Origin of the sequence: Ectorhizobium quercum (assembly GCF_026552795.1) — a bacterium.
GTDB classification, from domain to species: domain Bacteria; phylum Pseudomonadota; class Alphaproteobacteria; order Rhizobiales; family Rhizobiaceae; genus Ectorhizobium; species Ectorhizobium quercum.
The window spans coordinates 264,491-280,679 of record NZ_JANFPI010000006.1; the positions used below are offsets into that span (position 1 = coordinate 264,491).

Annotated in this window: 14 protein-coding genes and 2 pseudogenes; 6 read left to right on the plus strand and 10 right to left on the minus strand. The window is 59.1% G+C overall.

Annotation, left to right across the window (positions count from 1 at the left end; genetic code table 11):
• Nucleotides 1-8 precede the first annotated feature (8 nt).
• Entirely contained in the window at nucleotides 9-2,063 is a 2,055-nt protein-coding gene (locus NOF55_RS18490; protein WP_306412591.1) for a lytic transglycosylase domain-containing protein, read from the plus strand.
• A gap of 557 nt (nucleotides 2,064-2,620) precedes the next feature.
• Here NOF55_RS18490 and NOF55_RS18495 read toward each other — a convergent pair.
• From NOF55_RS18495 to NOF55_RS18520, 6 genes are all read right to left on the minus strand, one after another.
• Nucleotides 2,621-3,634 carry a porin gene (locus NOF55_RS18495; protein WP_306412592.1) on the minus strand — a complete coding sequence of 338 codons (1,014 nt, stop codon included), beginning with the start codon at nucleotides 3,632-3,634 and terminating at the stop codon, nucleotides 2,621-2,623.
• Between the two features lie 465 nt (nucleotides 3,635-4,099).
• On the minus strand, nucleotides 4,100-5,146 hold the full coding sequence (locus NOF55_RS18500) for a porin (RefSeq protein ID WP_306412593.1): 1,047 nt from the start codon (nucleotides 5,144-5,146) through the stop codon (nucleotides 4,100-4,102).
• Nucleotides 5,147-5,566: 420 nt separating this feature from the next.
• The gene (locus NOF55_RS18505; RefSeq protein ID WP_306412594.1) at nucleotides 5,567-5,875 is read right to left on the minus strand and encodes a hypothetical protein; all 309 of its coding nucleotides are present in this window, start codon (nucleotides 5,873-5,875) and stop codon (nucleotides 5,567-5,569) included.
• Between the two features lie 771 nt (nucleotides 5,876-6,646).
• Nucleotides 6,647-6,880, minus strand: coding sequence for a hypothetical protein (locus NOF55_RS18510; protein WP_306412595.1), 234 nt, complete (start codon nucleotides 6,878-6,880; stop codon nucleotides 6,647-6,649).
• Nucleotides 6,865-8,955 (minus strand): nSTAND3 domain-containing NTPase, encoded by a 2,091-nt coding sequence (locus NOF55_RS18515; RefSeq protein ID WP_306412596.1) that lies wholly within the window; start codon nucleotides 8,953-8,955, stop codon nucleotides 6,865-6,867. Before NOF55_RS18515 ends, NOF55_RS18510 begins: the two co-directional genes overlap by 16 nt.
• On the minus strand, nucleotides 8,952-11,246 hold the full coding sequence (locus tag NOF55_RS18520; RefSeq protein ID WP_306412597.1) for an AAA family ATPase: 2,295 nt from the start codon (nucleotides 11,244-11,246) through the stop codon (nucleotides 8,952-8,954). The genes NOF55_RS18515 and NOF55_RS18520 overlap by 4 nt, the downstream gene beginning before the upstream one ends.
• A gap of 121 nt (nucleotides 11,247-11,367) precedes the next feature.
• Here NOF55_RS18520 and NOF55_RS18525 point away from each other — a divergent pair.
• A pseudogene (locus NOF55_RS18525) lies at nucleotides 11,368-11,755 on the plus strand (IS5 family transposase); the annotation flags it as partial.
• A gap of 116 nt (nucleotides 11,756-11,871) precedes the next feature.
• Here NOF55_RS18525 and NOF55_RS18530 read toward each other — a convergent pair.
• Nucleotides 11,872-12,483 (minus strand): annotated as a pseudogene (locus NOF55_RS18530) (alpha/beta fold hydrolase); the annotation flags it as partial.
• Complete coding sequence (locus tag NOF55_RS18535) at nucleotides 12,480-12,902, minus strand: helix-turn-helix domain-containing protein (RefSeq protein WP_306412598.1); 423 nt, start codon at nucleotides 12,900-12,902, stop codon at nucleotides 12,480-12,482. The gene NOF55_RS18535 and the pseudogene NOF55_RS18530, both read right to left, overlap by 4 nt.
• Before the next feature lie 82 nt (nucleotides 12,903-12,984).
• Between NOF55_RS18535 and NOF55_RS18540 the strand changes: the two genes are divergently transcribed.
• Nucleotides 12,985-13,545, plus strand: coding sequence for a GatB/YqeY domain-containing protein (locus tag NOF55_RS18540; protein ID WP_306412599.1), 561 nt, complete (start codon nucleotides 12,985-12,987; stop codon nucleotides 13,543-13,545).
• Here the strand turns inward: NOF55_RS18540 and NOF55_RS18545 are convergent.
• Both NOF55_RS18545 and NOF55_RS18550 read right to left on the minus strand, forming a co-directional pair.
• Complete coding sequence (locus NOF55_RS18545; RefSeq protein ID WP_306412600.1) at nucleotides 13,514-14,044, minus strand: GNAT family N-acetyltransferase; 531 nt, start codon at nucleotides 14,042-14,044, stop codon at nucleotides 13,514-13,516. The two genes, NOF55_RS18540 and NOF55_RS18545, sit on opposite strands and share 32 nt — an antisense overlap.
• Complete coding sequence (locus tag NOF55_RS18550) at nucleotides 14,032-14,367, minus strand: type II toxin-antitoxin system TacA family antitoxin (protein WP_306412601.1); 336 nt, start codon at nucleotides 14,365-14,367, stop codon at nucleotides 14,032-14,034. Before NOF55_RS18550 ends, NOF55_RS18545 begins: the two co-directional genes overlap by 13 nt.
• Nucleotides 14,368-14,531: 164 nt before the next feature.
• Here NOF55_RS18550 and NOF55_RS18555 point away from each other — a divergent pair, with 164 nt between their 5' ends.
• The 3 genes from NOF55_RS18555 to NOF55_RS18565 are packed head-to-tail and all read left to right on the plus strand — an operon-like array spanning nucleotide 14,532 to nucleotide 15,954.
• Nucleotides 14,532-14,786, plus strand: coding sequence for a FitA-like ribbon-helix-helix domain-containing protein (locus tag NOF55_RS18555; protein ID WP_306412602.1), 255 nt, complete (start codon nucleotides 14,532-14,534; stop codon nucleotides 14,784-14,786).
• Nucleotides 14,783-15,205 (plus strand): type II toxin-antitoxin system VapC family toxin, encoded by a 423-nt coding sequence (locus NOF55_RS18560; RefSeq protein ID WP_306412603.1) that lies wholly within the window; start codon nucleotides 14,783-14,785, stop codon nucleotides 15,203-15,205. The genes NOF55_RS18555 and NOF55_RS18560 overlap by 4 nt, the downstream gene beginning before the upstream one ends.
• Nucleotides 15,206-15,264: 59 nt before the next feature.
• The gene (locus NOF55_RS18565) at nucleotides 15,265-15,954 is read left to right on the plus strand and encodes an NAD-dependent epimerase/dehydratase family protein (RefSeq protein WP_306412604.1); all 690 of its coding nucleotides are present in this window, start codon (nucleotides 15,265-15,267) and stop codon (nucleotides 15,952-15,954) included.
• Nucleotides 15,955-16,189 lie beyond the last annotated feature (235 nt).

Below are 16,189 nucleotides of genomic sequence, written 5' to 3' on the forward strand. Positions count from 1 at the left end.
TTTCCGACATGCGCGATCGCCTTACCGGCATCATCGTTTCCGGCGCGCTTCTCGCAGGCGCCGCCACCGCTTCCGCCGATCCGGCGGCGGACGGCGCCCGCGCGCCCGTCCAACTGGCCCAGGCGGGACCGGACCGCAGCAGCATCACCGGCGCCATCCCCCGCCCCGTGGCCTTGCCTGGAGCGGTCGACCCGAAGCTCAAGAGCGCGCTCGACGCACTGGCGGCGCGGCGGGCGGGCGAGGCGCTCGCCATCCGCGACACGATGCCCGCCAATGCGCTGGACAGGCACGTGCTGACCTGGGCCATCGCCGTTTCCGGCCAGTCGCAGGTTCCCTCCGGCGAGATCATCAAGGCGCGGACGGAATTGCAGGGCTGGCCGGGCCTTTCCAATCTGCGCCGTTATCTGGAGCGGGCGCTCCACCGCGAGAACGCCCCGGCGCCGCTCGTGCTCGCGCAGTTGGAAGGCGCGTCGCCGGAAACGGCGGAAGGCGCCGTCATCCTCGCCCGCGCGCTTTCGCAAAGCGGCCGGCAGGCCGAAGCCGGCCGCATGCTGACCCGGTTCTGGACCGCCAACCGCCTGAACGCAGCAGGCGAAGACCTGATCCTCGATGCCTTCCCGTCGCTGCTCTCCGTCGAGGCCCACAAGGCACGGATGGATTATCTTCTTTATCTCGGGCAGGCGGAGCAGGCAAAACGCTTCGCCACGCTCGGCAAGGCCCAATCGCTCTACGCCGCCCGCGCCGCCGTCATCCAGCGCTCGCCGAGGGCCGACGCGCTTCTGGCCGCCGTCGATCCGCGCTGGAAGAACGATCCGGGCTTTCTCTTCGCCCGGATCAAGCGCCTCCAGCAGCAGGACAGGTTCGAGGCGGCCGCCGCGCTGCTGAAACAGGCGCCGCGCGACAAGGCGGCGCTCGTCAATCCGGGCGAATGGTGGATCGAGCAGCGAATCGTCAGCCGCGGGCTTCTCGATGCCGGCAAGTTCCGGGACGCCTACGATCTGGCCGCGAATCATTCCGCCGAAAGCGCGACCGACGTGACCGAGGCGGAATTCCACGCCGGCTGGTACGCATTGCGCGCGCTTCAGAAGCCGGATCTCGCCGCCGTGCATTTCCAGCGGATTCTCGACGCGTCGTCGCGGCCGCTCTCCGCCTCGCGCGCCTGGTACTGGCTCGGCCGGACGGCGGAAGCCGGCGGCAAGGGCGATGCGGCAGCCTTCTATGCAAAGGCCGCCCGGCATTCGAGCACCTTCTACGGCCAGCTTGCGAGCGCCGCATTGAAACAGAAGCGCCTGAGCATCGCTTATCCGACGGTCACGCCGGAGGACCGCAGCCGCATTGCCGCGCGCGAAGCCGTCCGCACCATCGAGCGCCTGACGGCCGCCGGCCACGCGAATCGCGCCGTTCTGCTCTATCACAGCCTCGCGGCGGAACTGACCAGCCCCGGCGAGCTTGCCATTCTCGCCGCACAGGCGGAACGCGGCGGAAACCACCAGCTTTCGCTCCAGATCGGCAGAATCGCCTATGGCCGCGGAATCGACGTGCCCGCCCTCGCCTTTCCGCTGGGCGTCATTCCGGCGTCCGCCAATATCGCAGGTTCCGGCAAGGCGCTTGCCTACGCCATCGCCCGGCAGGAAAGCGCCTTCGACCCCGCCGCCATCTCTTCCGCCAACGCCCAGGGCCTGTTGCAGATCCTGCCGACCACCGCCAGGCTCGTGGCGGGACGGCACGGCATCGCCTACGAGCCGCGCAAACTGACCACCGATCCCGGCTACAATGCCACGATCGGCGCACATTATCTCGGCGAACAGATCGACGCCTTCTCCGGCTCCTACATCCTGACCTTCATCGCCTATAATGCCGGCCCCGGCCGCGTGCCGGAATGGCTGTCGCGCTACGGCGATCCGCGCGGCAAACCCATCGACGATGTCATCGACTGGATCGAGCGAATCCCCTTCCAGGAAACGCGCAACTATGTCCAGCGGGTGATGGAAAACTATCAGGTCTACAAGACCCGCCTGGGGCAGAGCGCCGATATCGAACACGACCTGCGCTTCGGTCGCTGAGCCGTTCGTCTTCTTTCCAGCCGTTTTCTTCGCTCAGTCCCTCCCGCCATAAGCCGGGCTTCCCTGCCCTGCCGACACGTCGGACCTCGGCGCGTAAAACCATACGACACGGGAATTGGCCGAAACGCCGTCGAGGGTCAGGATTTATTCGATTGGCGGATTCTGCGTTGCGGATTTCGCGTCCGGACGGGAGGGAAGACGCGAGGAAATGCCGAAGATTTTCAAGTCGGTCCCATGACACCCGGACGTCAAATCGGCAACGCCCTCCGGGTTCGGCCTCTTGGACCAGCGGATCATGAACAACCGCCCCCCGCTTCCATCCAATCCTACGTGACCGAACAGAACATACCAGTTGAACAGAGGTCCTCACCGGAGATGGGAAGCACTTCCGCTTCTCACCGAATCGCGGAAAGGCTCTCACTCATTGTTTTCATGCATTTCCGGGTTTTACGCATTTCCGGACGCAAAATCGTTTCACGCTCGTGCTGAAAACGCTCCACAACGCGAAAGAGCCCGGCCAAGGCCGGGCTCTTCCTCAAATCCGTATGGATCGAGACTTAGAAGTCGCGCTGCAGACGGAGGAAGCCGGTGACAGAATCGTTGAGATTGTTGTCGTCAGCGTCGAAGTAGTTGACCGTAGCAAGCGCCGTCAGGCCTTCGGTAACGGCATATTCAGCCGTCAGACCAACCGTCCAGGCGTCGCCGATGCGGCTGTCAAGCTGGTAGTCCCAGAAGTACTGACCGAAAGGCGCGATGGTCAGCTTGTCCGTGACCTTGAATGCGTAGTCGGCAGCAACAGTCCACTCAGCAGCGTTGAAATAGGTGTTTTCGCCGGAAGCGTAGGCGACAGCCACGGAGAGCGTGCCCGGGCCGAGTTCGGCAGAGCCGATACCACGGATGGCGAACTCTTCGTAGTCGAAGTCATACGAACCGAGCAACGTTGCCGAAACCGGGCCGAAAGCGCCGGAGAGCATACCGGTCAGGCCGATGTTGGCGTCGTCATAGGCACCCGTGCCATTGTCCCAGGTCAGTTCGTCGACCGAAAGACCGGCAGAGAACGCTTCACCCGTGAAGACATAGCGAGCACTGGCGAAGAGCGTGTTGTTGCTCAGGTAGTCGCCTTCGCTGAAGAGGTCGTCATCCCACCAGCTGTAGATCTTACCGACGCGGAAACCGGCGAGGTCGATATAACCTTCTTCGAGTTCCGTCCAGTTGTCGTCATAGCCAGCATTGTTTTCGCTGGCATGACCGCGGAGGCGAACAACGCTGGTCAGCGTGCCGTATTCGGTGTCGTTCTTGGCAGTCACTTCGAGACGGCCACGAGCGAAGATATCGTAGTCCGAACGCTCGGAGGTGCCTTCACCGAAGCCGAGCTGAACACGGACGTAACCGCCGACCTTCAGGCAGGTTTCCGTGCCCGGGATGTAGAAGTAGCCGGTGCCGAAAGCGTCGCAAACGCGAACGTATTCGACGGGTTCCGGCTCGGCTGCGATGATGGCGTCAGCGGCCTGAGCGCCGGAAACAGCAGCCAGAGCAGCTGCGGAGCCAATGAGAAGGCTCTTGATGTTCATGTTGACCTCCAGTCAATTTAAGAAAGGCTGATGCACCCCGTGGGATCTGCTTCGAGCCTGCCACACTGAAGACGGACGATCCACCGCCTCGCTTCATGCCGCCATGATACAGGCGCGACATCAGTACGCAACGACTTAAATCGTCACTTCGCTTGCAATTGGCGTCATCACACGCGTCTGTTGCCAAACAGACACATTTTTGTCACCAAAACAGGCAAATTTTTACTTTTTGTTAAGAAATTCAACGTGTTCCGCGCTAGAATGTTCTCGATACGGGACACGCCACCCGGGTGAGGCGCAATTTCCCCCGCGATTCGCTGCCTGGAATCACGCCCGATTCCCCAGCGGAAACGCGTGCGGCCACCGGGCCTTTCCGGCCCCGAAATCTGACGCGACGCCGGATCACCGCGCAACAAAAAAGCCCGGCCTTTCGACCGGGCTTTTCCTGAAATGCAGTGCGGCTTATTAGAAGTCGCGCTGAAGGCGCAGGAAGCCCCAGGTTTCGTCGTCGGTACGGTCCTGGTCATAGTAGTTGACCGTGGCGAGAAGGTTCAGGCCATCCGTGACCTTGTAAGCAGCCGTCAGGCCGACGCGGTAAGCGTCAACGCCGTCAACGAATGCGACGTCGCTGAAGTACTGGAACGCCGGGGTGATCGTCAGCTTTTCCGTAGCCTTGAATGCGTAGGCAGCGGCAACGGTCCATTCCGAACGGTAGTAGTAGGCGTTCGCGCCGGAAGCGTAGACACCAGCGAGCTGGAAGGTGCCCGGGCCGAGGTCGGCCGTCAGCTTGGCCTGGACAGCGCCTTCTTCGCGGTCGGTGTCGTAACCACCGTTGACGTTGAGCTTCACGCCGCCGAACGAAGCGGAGAGGTACGGAGCGATACCGAGGTTGGCATCGTTCGAACCCGGCAGAACGTTAGCGTATCCCCCAAAGTTTGCCGAAGAATACGTGATTTCGTCGAGCGACAGGCCAGCCGTGAAGGCTTCGCCAGCGTATTCGTAACGAGCCGAAGCGAACAGCGAGTTGCTGGCGAGCGTATCCGTCTCGCCGAGCAGGATGTCGTCCCAGACGCTGTAGAACTTACCGACGCGGAAGCCGGCGAGGTCGATGTAAGCCAGCTCGAGCTCGGTGCCGTTGGTGCCGTCACCAACGCCTTCCGAAGCGCGGCCGAAGAAGCGGACGTAGCTCGTCAGCGTGCCGTACTCGGTGTCGTTCTTGGCTTCGATGTTCAGGCGGCCGCGAGCGAAGACGTCGTAGTCGGAACGGGTGGACGTGTTGACGGCGCGCTCGCCATCAGCGGTGCCGACGTTCAACTGAACGCGAACGTAACCGCTGAGCTTGAGGCAGGTTTCCGTGCCCGGGATGTAGAAGTAGCCGGTGCCGAAAGCGTCGCAAACGCGAACGTATTCAACGGGTTCCGGCTCGGCAGCGATGATGGCATCGGCAGCCTGAGCGCCGGAAACAGCCGCCAGAGCAGCTGCGGAGCCAATGAGAAGGCTCTTGATGTTCATGTTGACCTCCAGTCAAGTTTCACAAAGGGTTGGGTTCTTAGCTGAAGGACAGCATTCCCTGCCCCATCCCCATCTATTCAGAAGACGGACGTTCCACCGCCCCGCTTCTGGTGAGGGAAGATACAAAAGCGCCTCGGCCATGCAATCCAAAACACCGGCCTTTGCCATGATCTCGCCCAGCTTCAATCCGCACTGTTGCAGATTCAACACAAATCGACCAACCGCACGGGCTTCCGTTAACGAACCCTTAAAAGTCTTTTTATGCCAATGAGTTGTGAAAGGCGAAAACCACTACCACGCGACGGGCAAGGCCGGATGGCGGGTCGATTCGAGGCAAACGCGCAACAGGTTTCGCCGTATATGCGGCAAAGCAGGCCATTTTTTCCAACGCTTCGCACCGGCACGCCATGAACCTCTCCTTCACGCGTCGAAAGGGAGCGCAGCCAACTGCTTATAAGAGTGCAATACGAGCGCTTCACCGGGCGCCGGCGGCGGCGTAAACGGAAGGCCGCCGTTGCGGTCAGCGGAAACCGTTGTCGAAAAAGTGATTCGCACGCCGAAACCGACCGGATACCGGCGTTCCATATCGATTCGGAAAAGACCGGCCGGCGCACCGATGCAGCCGGCGACGGCGCGGCCAGTCTGGTTGCGGTGTCTTGGCATCCTCTCGGAGCTGTCCACATGAAGGCGGTTCGCCATATCGGGACAGGCCGACAGCTTCGAGATCATGAGGTTACTGAAGCGACCGTTCAGACACTTCCGTCATCTGACGGGCGTCAGCGGCAAATTTTAGAAGACATTTCCACACCCGCCCCTCTTTTTCATCGAGGTGCAGAAAATCATTTTTTCCATACGCTGAAAGACGCATGTCCGCGGCGACCGCACCGCCCTATTTCTCCCGGATAGAGGGGGGCTGATCCATGAAAGATATAGAGAGAGTTCTTGACCAACTAATTGTCTCTCGCGCGCTCCTCGCAGCGAGACCGACGAGCCAAATGCTGATCTACCTCATCGATATGGCGATCGCCGAAGCCAAGGACGAGGCCGCCCGACAAAGGAGAGTTGATCGGAGGGGACTTTGACACCTGTTCCGGCCGTCGAAATTCCGGAACTACACGGCAAGCTGCCATTGACAGGTATGTTTTTGCTGGAGGTGGCGGGCCGTGCGGGAACCCGATGGGCACGACTTTTACTCTATAGCCCTCCTAACTGAACCTTGAGGATGATTTCTAAAGTTTTGAAACCGCAGGGAATTTTGAGTTTCTGAGGGCATCTCTCGGCAGAGAGGCACGGATGCTTGGCAAGTGCAAATCCAACAGCTAGCGCTCGGCGCGGCGATTCCGCTGCGGATAGGTTTCTGCTTTGGATAGGAAGAAAACGGTCCGGTTTTCATCGTTCCAGTCAGTGCTACCATCGCCTCTAGGTTATTGGTGAGGCTACCTCTCGTGAAGTTGGCGCTGTCAATATAAGCAGCAGTTAGCGGTAAGCCGACGGTCAGATTCACTTGTCGACGTCCTCGAAAACAGAGCGGTTCGTGGTGGCAGCGGAAGGAGGAGCCTCCTCCTTCTTCTGTGTCACTATGTGAGTCCAGTCCGTATCATCTTCGGCTTCTTCATCGCGTTCCCGCTTGCGCTCCTCCAGTGCTTCCACGGATCGCTTGACTTGATTCCGGGCGTCGTCGATCAAGTCGGCGATGTCGGTATCGACGCTGATCGTTTCTACACGATCAAGCATACCGAGTAGTTTCTCGAAATGGCTTTCAGGCTCTTCGTCCAAGTCGGCGTCAGCGGCGATCTCATCAATACGGTCTTCGAGCGACGGCAAGACGGTTGTCCGTAGCTCCAAGCCCAAGCCAACGAGCCGTAGCGGTGGTATAAGCGCGAGCATGTCTTCTTCGTCAAAGAAAGATCAAGGTCGGTGAGCGCAGCGGATACGAGACGGTCTGCTGCCTCTAAGCGCAGGTCATCTTGCAAGAGACCAAGGCGATACGATCGTGCATGGGCAGAGATTTTAGGATCGTTGTCAACGACTTCTGTTCTCCAGCACAGGCGATAGAGCAGATCTGGAAATTGTTGGATCGTATTAATGAACACGACTTCGCTGGCGCGGTAAGATAGGAAGTGAAACAGCAGCCAGTTTCTTTGCATTTCGTCGGGCGTACGGCCAAGCCGATTGACTAGGGCGTCGTCAAGTGTGGTCGGGACAACGAGCGCATCTCGAATATGCGGAGAGCCCTCGCATACGAAGCTATTGAGGATAGTATCAATTGTCGCGCCTCTGATTAGCGCCGCCATCATATGCGGTTTTTGCCGCAGGATCTCAGTCAGTGCATCGGAGATCGTAGGATGTGCAAAGGTCCATTTGGACCCTGAGAGCTTGAGGAAAGACCCAGCTAACTCGGCGAAACAATCCTGAATCTTGGTCAAGGTATAGCCGGTAAGCTCCGCGACTGCCTGCGCAGCCGAAGGATCATGATCGTTCGGATCGAAGCCGGCCTGATGCACATAAACGAGGATAAGCGCGGCTTGCAACTGATCGTCCAAGGCATTGACGGTATCGATGAGATGCTCACGCGGCTCCTTCATAAAACGGACAAGCGAGCTTTCGCGCGGTATCAGGCCCTTTGTGAAGTTCGGGTCTCCAAGGCGTTCGGCGATGCCGGGCAAAAAATCGGGGACGGCCGCCACGGCTGCAAGGTGTGGTTTGACACTCGAACGCCAGCTCTGGCTCTGCTCACCGAAATTGACATGATTATAGAGGATTTGCGCTTTTTCTTCGAAGGTCAGATCACCAACATCAACTACAGCGCTACCGTCGGCGAATTGTGCAAGATTGCGTTGCCCGAGCCGCCGCCGCGCTGCTTCGTAGATATGTTTGCGTGAAGTCAGCAGAAAGCGGTTGCCGTGCTTGATCGCCGCCCGTAACTTCGAAAAGGCCGATGCCCAGTCCTGGACGTAATCGTCACGCAATACGTTCGACCCGAAAGCGTCATCAATCCAAAAGAAACGACCTGGATCGTTTGGGTTCCAACCAGCCTCGAAATCACGCGGACTCGTGAGCGCTAGAACTGTATTGTTGGGATTTTCGGAGGCAATTGTCGATACGATCGCGCCGATCGCGGACTGGCCGCTTGATGGATTTCCGAGCAGGAGAACTACACCATTTTTCGAGATCGCGTTGACAGCATCACGATGCGCCGTCGTTGGCACATAGGTCCGTAGCTTCGGAATCCAGCTATCGAGCAGCGCACGGCTTTGCTCACTCAGCCGCTCATCAACGATTGATGTGAGATCCCCCAAACCGTAAACTTGGGGGACAAGGGCGCGCAATTTCGCACTGCTCCTAATGACCCGAATGATATATTGGCGGCCGAGAATATGCGGTTTGCGTACGCCGAGGGAACGCAGTTTAGCGCGCATGGCGGCTGCAACAGGTGCATCCACGCTCATGTTGGTCATGAAGGCATAGGTGTCCGCTTGGCCACCTTTGACCAATTCCTCAACGTGCTCGATCTCGGCGGTGAGATCGCTGACCTTCAATGCCTTGTTAGATTCAGACGTGTGTTTGCATTGGACAGTTCCAATCTGTGGCGTGCCGGGTTCCGAGGGGATCAGGAATACCGCATCTTGGCCACCATCCTGCGCTTCCCGGAAGATTTCGACTGGACGACCCAGCACCACCTCGCACACTTGGGAGCAGAGATCCTGAAAAGCACGCCAGCCGATCGTATGTAGCGCCAAATCGCTCCATGGGCCGTGAGCATGACGGTCACGCGGCGTAAATATGGACTGATCGTCGCTGGCCGTCATTCAGCGGTAACTCCATAGGAGGACGGGGTCAGTTCAGCCAATGTCTCTGAACCCACAATTTCGGGTGAATCATCGGGATCAAGTTCTTCGGTTGCCGCCTCTCCCCCAATCATCATCGCGTAATGTGCGCCATGATTTGTTACTTCGAATATCTTTTTGAACACATTGAGGTAGCGGGCGACCGTCGTATCATCTGCTGCGATATATAAATCGTCCGCGAAATTGTGAGAGCCGTCATTGATCCACGAAAACAATGATGCACAAACTTGCTGGTCATGCCCCTCGAACTTCGCGATGACGGCGTCCTTGTCCATGTTCCCGAGGATGGTGAAATAGTGTTCTAGGATGCGTCGTAGAACGTTCTGAATCGTTAGTTTCGAACGATTTGGATTTTTTACCTCACCCCAGAGCAGTTCATAAGAGGTTCTGATTGGATTGGTTTCGTGGCTGTCAAGGACGGTGACGCCATCAACTTTGCGCACGACCCAAAACGTCTCATGTGTGCGCCGTGTGTCCTGCCGCTTGGGGTCGAACGACACCTCCTTATGGAAATAGATATTGTGGGTCAGCATGAATATCTGTTTTACACGGCCGTTGCCTTCTACGGCTTCGATCAGTATCCGTTTGATGAGAGAGCTGACGATAAAGAGGACATCGCTGTCCAGGCTCGATACCGGATCGTCGAAAACAACGATGCGGTCTCTGTTTATCCCGCTTGCTGTAGTGCTACCTCGGATCAAATGATAAAAATACAGAAAGGTAATGAAGCTTCTCTCTCCTTCACTCAGGGTTTCTTGGGCATCGCTGCCGTCACTTCGTACAATTCGGTAAAGCTGTGCTTTCTCGCCAGCGGTTGCCAGCTTGAAGCTCGTAAATCCGAATGAAGAAAGCGTATTGTTTATCTCTGTAACGGTAGGTTGGATGCTAGTAACGCCCTTTTCCAACTCAGTAAGAACGCCTCGTGCAGCAGCTAATTCTTTCGCTTTGGCTTCCAGGTCACTGGACAGGCCCGCAATTGCCTTGTCGAGCCCGGTCTTCCTGGAGACGTATGAGTCAATAATATCCTTTTTTTCGTTTATCAGGCACTTCCATATTTCGGAGGTGAGCGCCTGACGTTCTGCGGCTAGATTATCGACCAAACTATTGTGCTTTGCGATTGCGGCATTCGCTTTTTCAATGAGTTCGATGATTTCCTTGATTGCTTCACGGAGCGGTTCCAGCGTTATTGGCAGGCTGGGTTCCTTCCGTTTACGCTCGATGTGACGCTGGTTAAGAGCAACGAGAGACCGGAGTCGCTCCACCATCGAGCGCATGACTTCAACGTCGATGTGCGAGCTGCCAGAAGTAAATGCGGCGTCAGCTCCCTTCAGGAGCACATCCGAAAGCGTGCCATAGCTCTCCTCTATCCGGGCTATTTCACCAATGTCGGCAAGATAGGCTTCGTCAAAGAAGGCGTTCAGCTTTTCGAGAAGTTCCGCATCAAGCGCTTTCTGGCAGAAGGGACACAGTGATCCAGCCCCGTCGGCGTAATTAAGACCTTCGCGAACCCAGTCGCTATTACCCAGGCGTCTAATAAGACCAGCGATGTCTATATCTTCTTTGCCGACCACCTTCTTTGCGAGGACCGGACTCTGTTCGAGGGCGAGAACGTCAGCGCCGTTGATGCTCGATAGCGTCGGCAACTTACCTACGCCTTCTGCAAAAACGGTATTGGCGCGCGCCTTCAGGTCATCGACTGGATGTACAGTAGCCTGATTTGCTCCAGTCTCTTCCAGAATCTTGTCACAGAATCGGGCGCGAGAGTTTCGCACCCCAGAAAATGCCGCCTGAAAATTTCCATCATGCGCGGTTTTAATCTTCCAGCATTCTGCCTCGAAATTCTCACGTAGGGCGCGAAGCTCCCCATGCTTACCGCTGGTGCCGGTAGGATCGCCCAGCGTACCTTTCAGCGTGCTGATCTGCCTTTCAATTTCCTCTACCTTCGCTCGGGCCGTTTCGATTTCGGCCAGCTTCTCGGCCGCGACTTCACCAAGAGTGAAAATACCGCGCAATTGCTGCGAAAAATTATGGGCAACGAAATCTCGGATATAGACAAGGGTTTCCAGAACACGGCCGCCACGCCAAACTACGGCACAGGTTGGATATGTAGTAGGATCGGCGATGATCCGTGAAATCGTTGTTTTACCGGAACCATTGGTTCCAAACAGAAATTTGACAGGCCGCAAGCCATGCAGAAGTTGCGGAGCAACGCCATAGGTTGCGACTTTTGCAATTTGGATTTCTTCAATCACAATGCCCCCCTGGCAATATTATTGTGAACTACTTCAACCCTTAGGCTGTAGTGACGATTTAAGGTTTTGGATTTTCAGAGGGCCGCAAATCAGATTCCATGCTGGCTTTTGGAGGTCTGAGATGGATGTTGATGTGCTGAGTGACGAGCAGTGGTCCCGGGTCGAACCTTTTGTCCCCGGCGGACGGAAAGGGCGTCGGGGCCCGCGCACGAACAACCGGCGGGGTTTGTCGAAGCCTTGATCTGGATGGCGCGCTCGGGTGGGCGCTGGCGCGATCTGCCCGAGCGCTATGGTGACTATCAGACGGTAAAGCGCCGCTATTATCGCTGGATCGAGATGGATATGCTCGAAAAGCTGTTTGAGGCGTTGGCGCGAGACGCCGATCTGGATTGGGTTTCGATCGACTCCACCTCTATCCGCGCTCAACCCCAAGCCGCTGGAGCACGGCGAAAAAGGGGGGAACGGACGCCCAGGGTCTTGGCCGCTCACGCGGTGGGCTATCGGCTGAGTCCAGCAGCACGTCCCGCCCGCCGACGATCGCCAGTATTGGCATATCGAGTGCCTTCAACTGGGTGTCTGTCAGCGCTGGCACCGCAAGAAAACGCGGTTTGGTGGCCTTTCCTATGCTGTCCATGAGCGGTGCAAAGTGCTGCATGGCTTCCGGCAAGACCTCGGGCTTGGGGCCTAGCACCAGCTCCCACATCTTGCGCCGGCCCCACGGTCCTAGCAGCAGGAGCGGTAGGGCCTTCACAATAAAGTTCTTCTGCCGCCCGATCCCGGATGGGCAGATCAGCGCCAGCGCCTGAACCGCGCCCGGTCGTCTGCGCGCGTAGTCGAGCGCCAGCCATCTCCCGAGCGAGGTGCCGACAAAGATCGCCCGCGAGAGGCCCAAACGGGCGAGAACGTCGTCCAGCCAAAGGGCATGGGCGTCCGAGTCCAGTTCGGGCCTGACCGTGGCGCTCAACCCCGGCTCACCGATCATATCGACCGCATGCAACCGGAACTTTTCAGACCAGAGCGGAATGTCGGGCATCCAGGCCGCCGAATTGGCTTGTGAGCCGTGGAGCAGCACGACAGGAGGTGCAGTTTCCGGCCCGCAGGCGATCACGAAGGTAGAGCCTTGTCGGGTCGGCACATGCAGTTCGGTCCTTGCTCCCGGCCAATGGTCCAGCACGGCCTTGTATTGCGCCGCGATTGATTCCGCTGCTTCCGCGCTGCGATAAACGGGGTCGGTCATGCCCGCGCCCTCATATGCAGATGCAGCATTTCCAGCAGGCGGCCCACGTCTGCCGGGGTGCCGATCACCACGATTTTCAGTGTTTGGGCGAGAGGGTCGAATGCGGTCTGTAGATGCAGCGGAGGCGTGCTGGCATCACCGGTCATCGCTGCGGACTGGAGGAATGTCGAGATCCGTTCCGCTGCTTCGACCGTGACGCCGGGCATGTCGGTGATGCAGGTCGTTCGCGCCTCTGGGCCTGTTTGGGCGCCACCGCTCGCAAGGCCGGCGAAAGCGTCCAACTCGGCGCGGGGTATACGATAAGACTTCCCCATGCGGGTTGCGGTCAGCCGTCCGTCGCGAATGTATCGCAGGACGGTCTTGGGGTGCAGGTTGAGCTGCTGCGCCGCCTGTTCGACGGTGAAAAGCGGTTTCGACATCCTATATATTCCTTATTATTCCCATAAAATGTTATTATATGGAGGAATACACCTCAATAGGGAATAATCAGGGGATGTGACGATGATGGACGATGCCGTACACGCTATGAAAACCCGTTTGCGGGCCGATCTACGCGCCGCCATGAAAGACGGGCGCACCAGTGAGGCCAAGCTGATCCGGGCGCTTGTCGCAGCGATCGACAATGCCGAAGCGCCGCCGCTCCGGGCCGGTCAGCGGGCCACGGATCGACATCGGTTCCATGATGGATCGGCGGAAGTCGAGCGGCTTTCCTTGACCTCGGCGCAGGTGCGCGCGGTCCTTGTGGCGGAAATGCAGGAACGTGAGCGTGCAGCAGCGGAGATGAGCCGGCTTGGCCGGCCGGATCGCGCTGACACCCTGCACAACGAAACGCTGCTTGTAAGAAGCTACATCGAGTACCGCACCATCTGTCGCGGGAATCCTACAACCCGCGACAGATCGACAGCACCCCAAAAAATTCGAGACTTTTGTGTCGCACGTCTTTGTCGCAAGGCGAGAACAGCCTACGACATGATATACAACAATGGACATCATTGGCGGCGGTTTCGGCAGCGTCGGCTACCAGCCGCCCCTAGCCGAATCCCGCAACCACTGTTTCGATAGGCAGGAACAGCGTCCGGCTGTCCTCGGGATATTCGATGAACTCCGCGCAGCGTAGATAGAAGCGCTTGGCCGCTTCGTTCTTGGCCTGCACCAGAACCGCGCCGATGCCGATGCTCTGCGAGGCCAGCGCGATCCGGCGCAGCGCGTCCGACAGCAGGTCCGCGCCGAGGCCCTTGCCCGCATGGTCGCGGCTGACCGCCAGCCGCCCGAGAATCGACACCGGAATCGTGTCGGGCGCATTGCGCCGCACCTTGCCCGGCGCGGCTGCGCGGTCAACCGATCCGGCCGAAATGCAGAAATAGCCGACCACCCGATTGCCTGCGCACACGACATAGGTGCGCGAGAACCGGCTTTCGTTCTTCAAGGCCCGATGCCGCAGCCAGTCGTTCAGCACCGGCTCGCCGCAGTCGAATGCCGACAGATCATGCTCGACCGTCAGGGGAGCGGGAGCTGACAGTCGAGATGCGGAAGGGTCCGGCGCGTCGTCTATTTCTGCCATGCAGGGGTCCGGCGCAGCAGGGCCTTGAGCTTCGGTCCCGGCGCGGGCGGATTGTCGAGCGCGTGCATGAAGGCGTCGTAGCGCTCGGGATCGAGCGTGAACAGGCGCTGGTCGAGCAGCACATCGACCGCCTGCCGACGCGCGCTTTCGATCATGAATTCGGTGCGCGTCTTGCCAAGCACCGCCGCCGCGTCGTCGATGAGCTGGCGGGTGCCGGTCTCGATCCGCAAATTGATGCTGCCCTTGGCGTCGGACGCAGAGGCGCGCGCCGCGACAGCAGCGGAACGGGCGGGTTCGGAAGGGGCTACGCGAGTTTTTGCCATGGCCGGAATATGGGCCGTTGTATCCACAGTGTCAATACGCCGCGATGACGCCGGCCCCACCATCATGCGGCCAACCGCTCGATTGCGAACACTACGCCTTGTCCGATGATGTCACTTTCTCTATATTGATAGCATCGTCGTCAGAGTTCAGGAGGTGCTATCAAATGCCCGCCGTCACCATTCGCAACCTGTCCGAAGAAACGCACCGCGCCCTCAAGGTGCGCGCGGCCCATCATGGCCGCAGCGCCGAGGCTGAAATGCGCGATATTCTGGAAGCGGCGGTTCGCCCCGCCAACCGGCTTCGCATCGGCTCCGCCCTGTCGGCCTTGAGCCGGAACGCCGGACTGACCAACGCCGATTTCGAGGCGCTGGAACAGGGCCGCGACCGGACGCCCGCCACGCCCATGAGCTTTGAATGATCGTCCTCGACACCAACGTCGTTTCCGCGGCGATGAAACCCGAACCGGCTCCCGCCGTGCGCGACTGGCTGGATGAGCAGGCCGCCGAAACCCTCTATCTCTCCAGCGTCACCGTCGCGGAACTGCTGTTCGGCATCGGCGCGCTGCCGGACGGGCGGCGCAAGCAGAAGCTGGCCGCGACCCTCGACGGGCTTCTTGGCCTGTTCGACGGCAGAATCCTGCCCTTCGATACCGATGCCGCCCGCCGCTATGCCGACCTGGCCGTCGCGGCGCGCAATGCGGGCAAGGGCTTTCCGACGCCGGACGGCTATATCGCGGCGATCGCGACGGCCCATGGCTTTGCCGTCGCCACGCGAGATGCCAGCGCCTTCAACGCGGCCGGTGTCGCGATCATCGACCCTTGGGCGGCCGGACAGTGAACGTCAGCACAACGCCCGATCCGGGACAAAATGTTGTGGGTTCTTGGCGGCGCAAAGGAATGGCGATGAAGGTCTTGATAGTCGGCGGCACGCGATTCATCGGCGCGCATGTCGTGAAACGTCTCCATGATACCGGCGCGCAGATCACGGCTTTTCACCGGGGGGCAAGCGCCAACCCGATCTTGCCAAAGATCGACCATGTTCTGGACCCGGCGGCGCAATATCCGATAACGGCATTTCCGGCTGAACTTCGGCGCGACTGGGATATTGTCATCCACATGGTGGCGATGGGCGCGGCCGATGCCGAAGCAGCCGCCCTCACTTTCGCGGGGCGAACCAAGCGCCTGGTTCTCATATCGAGTTGCGACGTCTATCGGACCTATGGGCGCTTGATGAAAACCGAACCGGGGCCGCCGGATGCAGCGCCCTTGCGCGAGGACGCCCCGCTGCGCTCGGTTCTCTATCCTTATCGCGGCATGGAAGCGCAGCTTGGCGCCTATGCCCATGACTACGACAAGATTCTGGCCGAGCGCGCGGTGCGGGACACGCCTGGTCTCGAATGGACGATCCTGCGCCTCCCGAAAGTCTATGGCCCGGAAGACAACGACGACCTTTCCACCGTCTATGGCTTCGCTGCCGTGCCCGAATGGCGTTGGACCCACGGCCATGTTGAGAACGTGGCGGCAGCCACCCCCTTGTCCTCGACACCGGGAAAATCCGGGTGGAGCTTGGTTGCGTCGATGTCGTAAATGAAAAGGCGGCGATGAGAGAGCTTGCTGTCGCTTCGTCTGAAAAGTCCGAGAATTGTTAACCGATCGGCCCTGTCCATATCAAGTTGGATGCTTGCCGCATTGCCATTATTGTAAGTCACGAGAAATCTCGCTGCATCATTTGCAGCGATGATTTCTATTTCGAGGCGTTGCCCTTCGGGCCGGGCTTTCGGCTGCGCCGGAACCGCGCCTGCGGCGCGTTTCCGCCATTCGG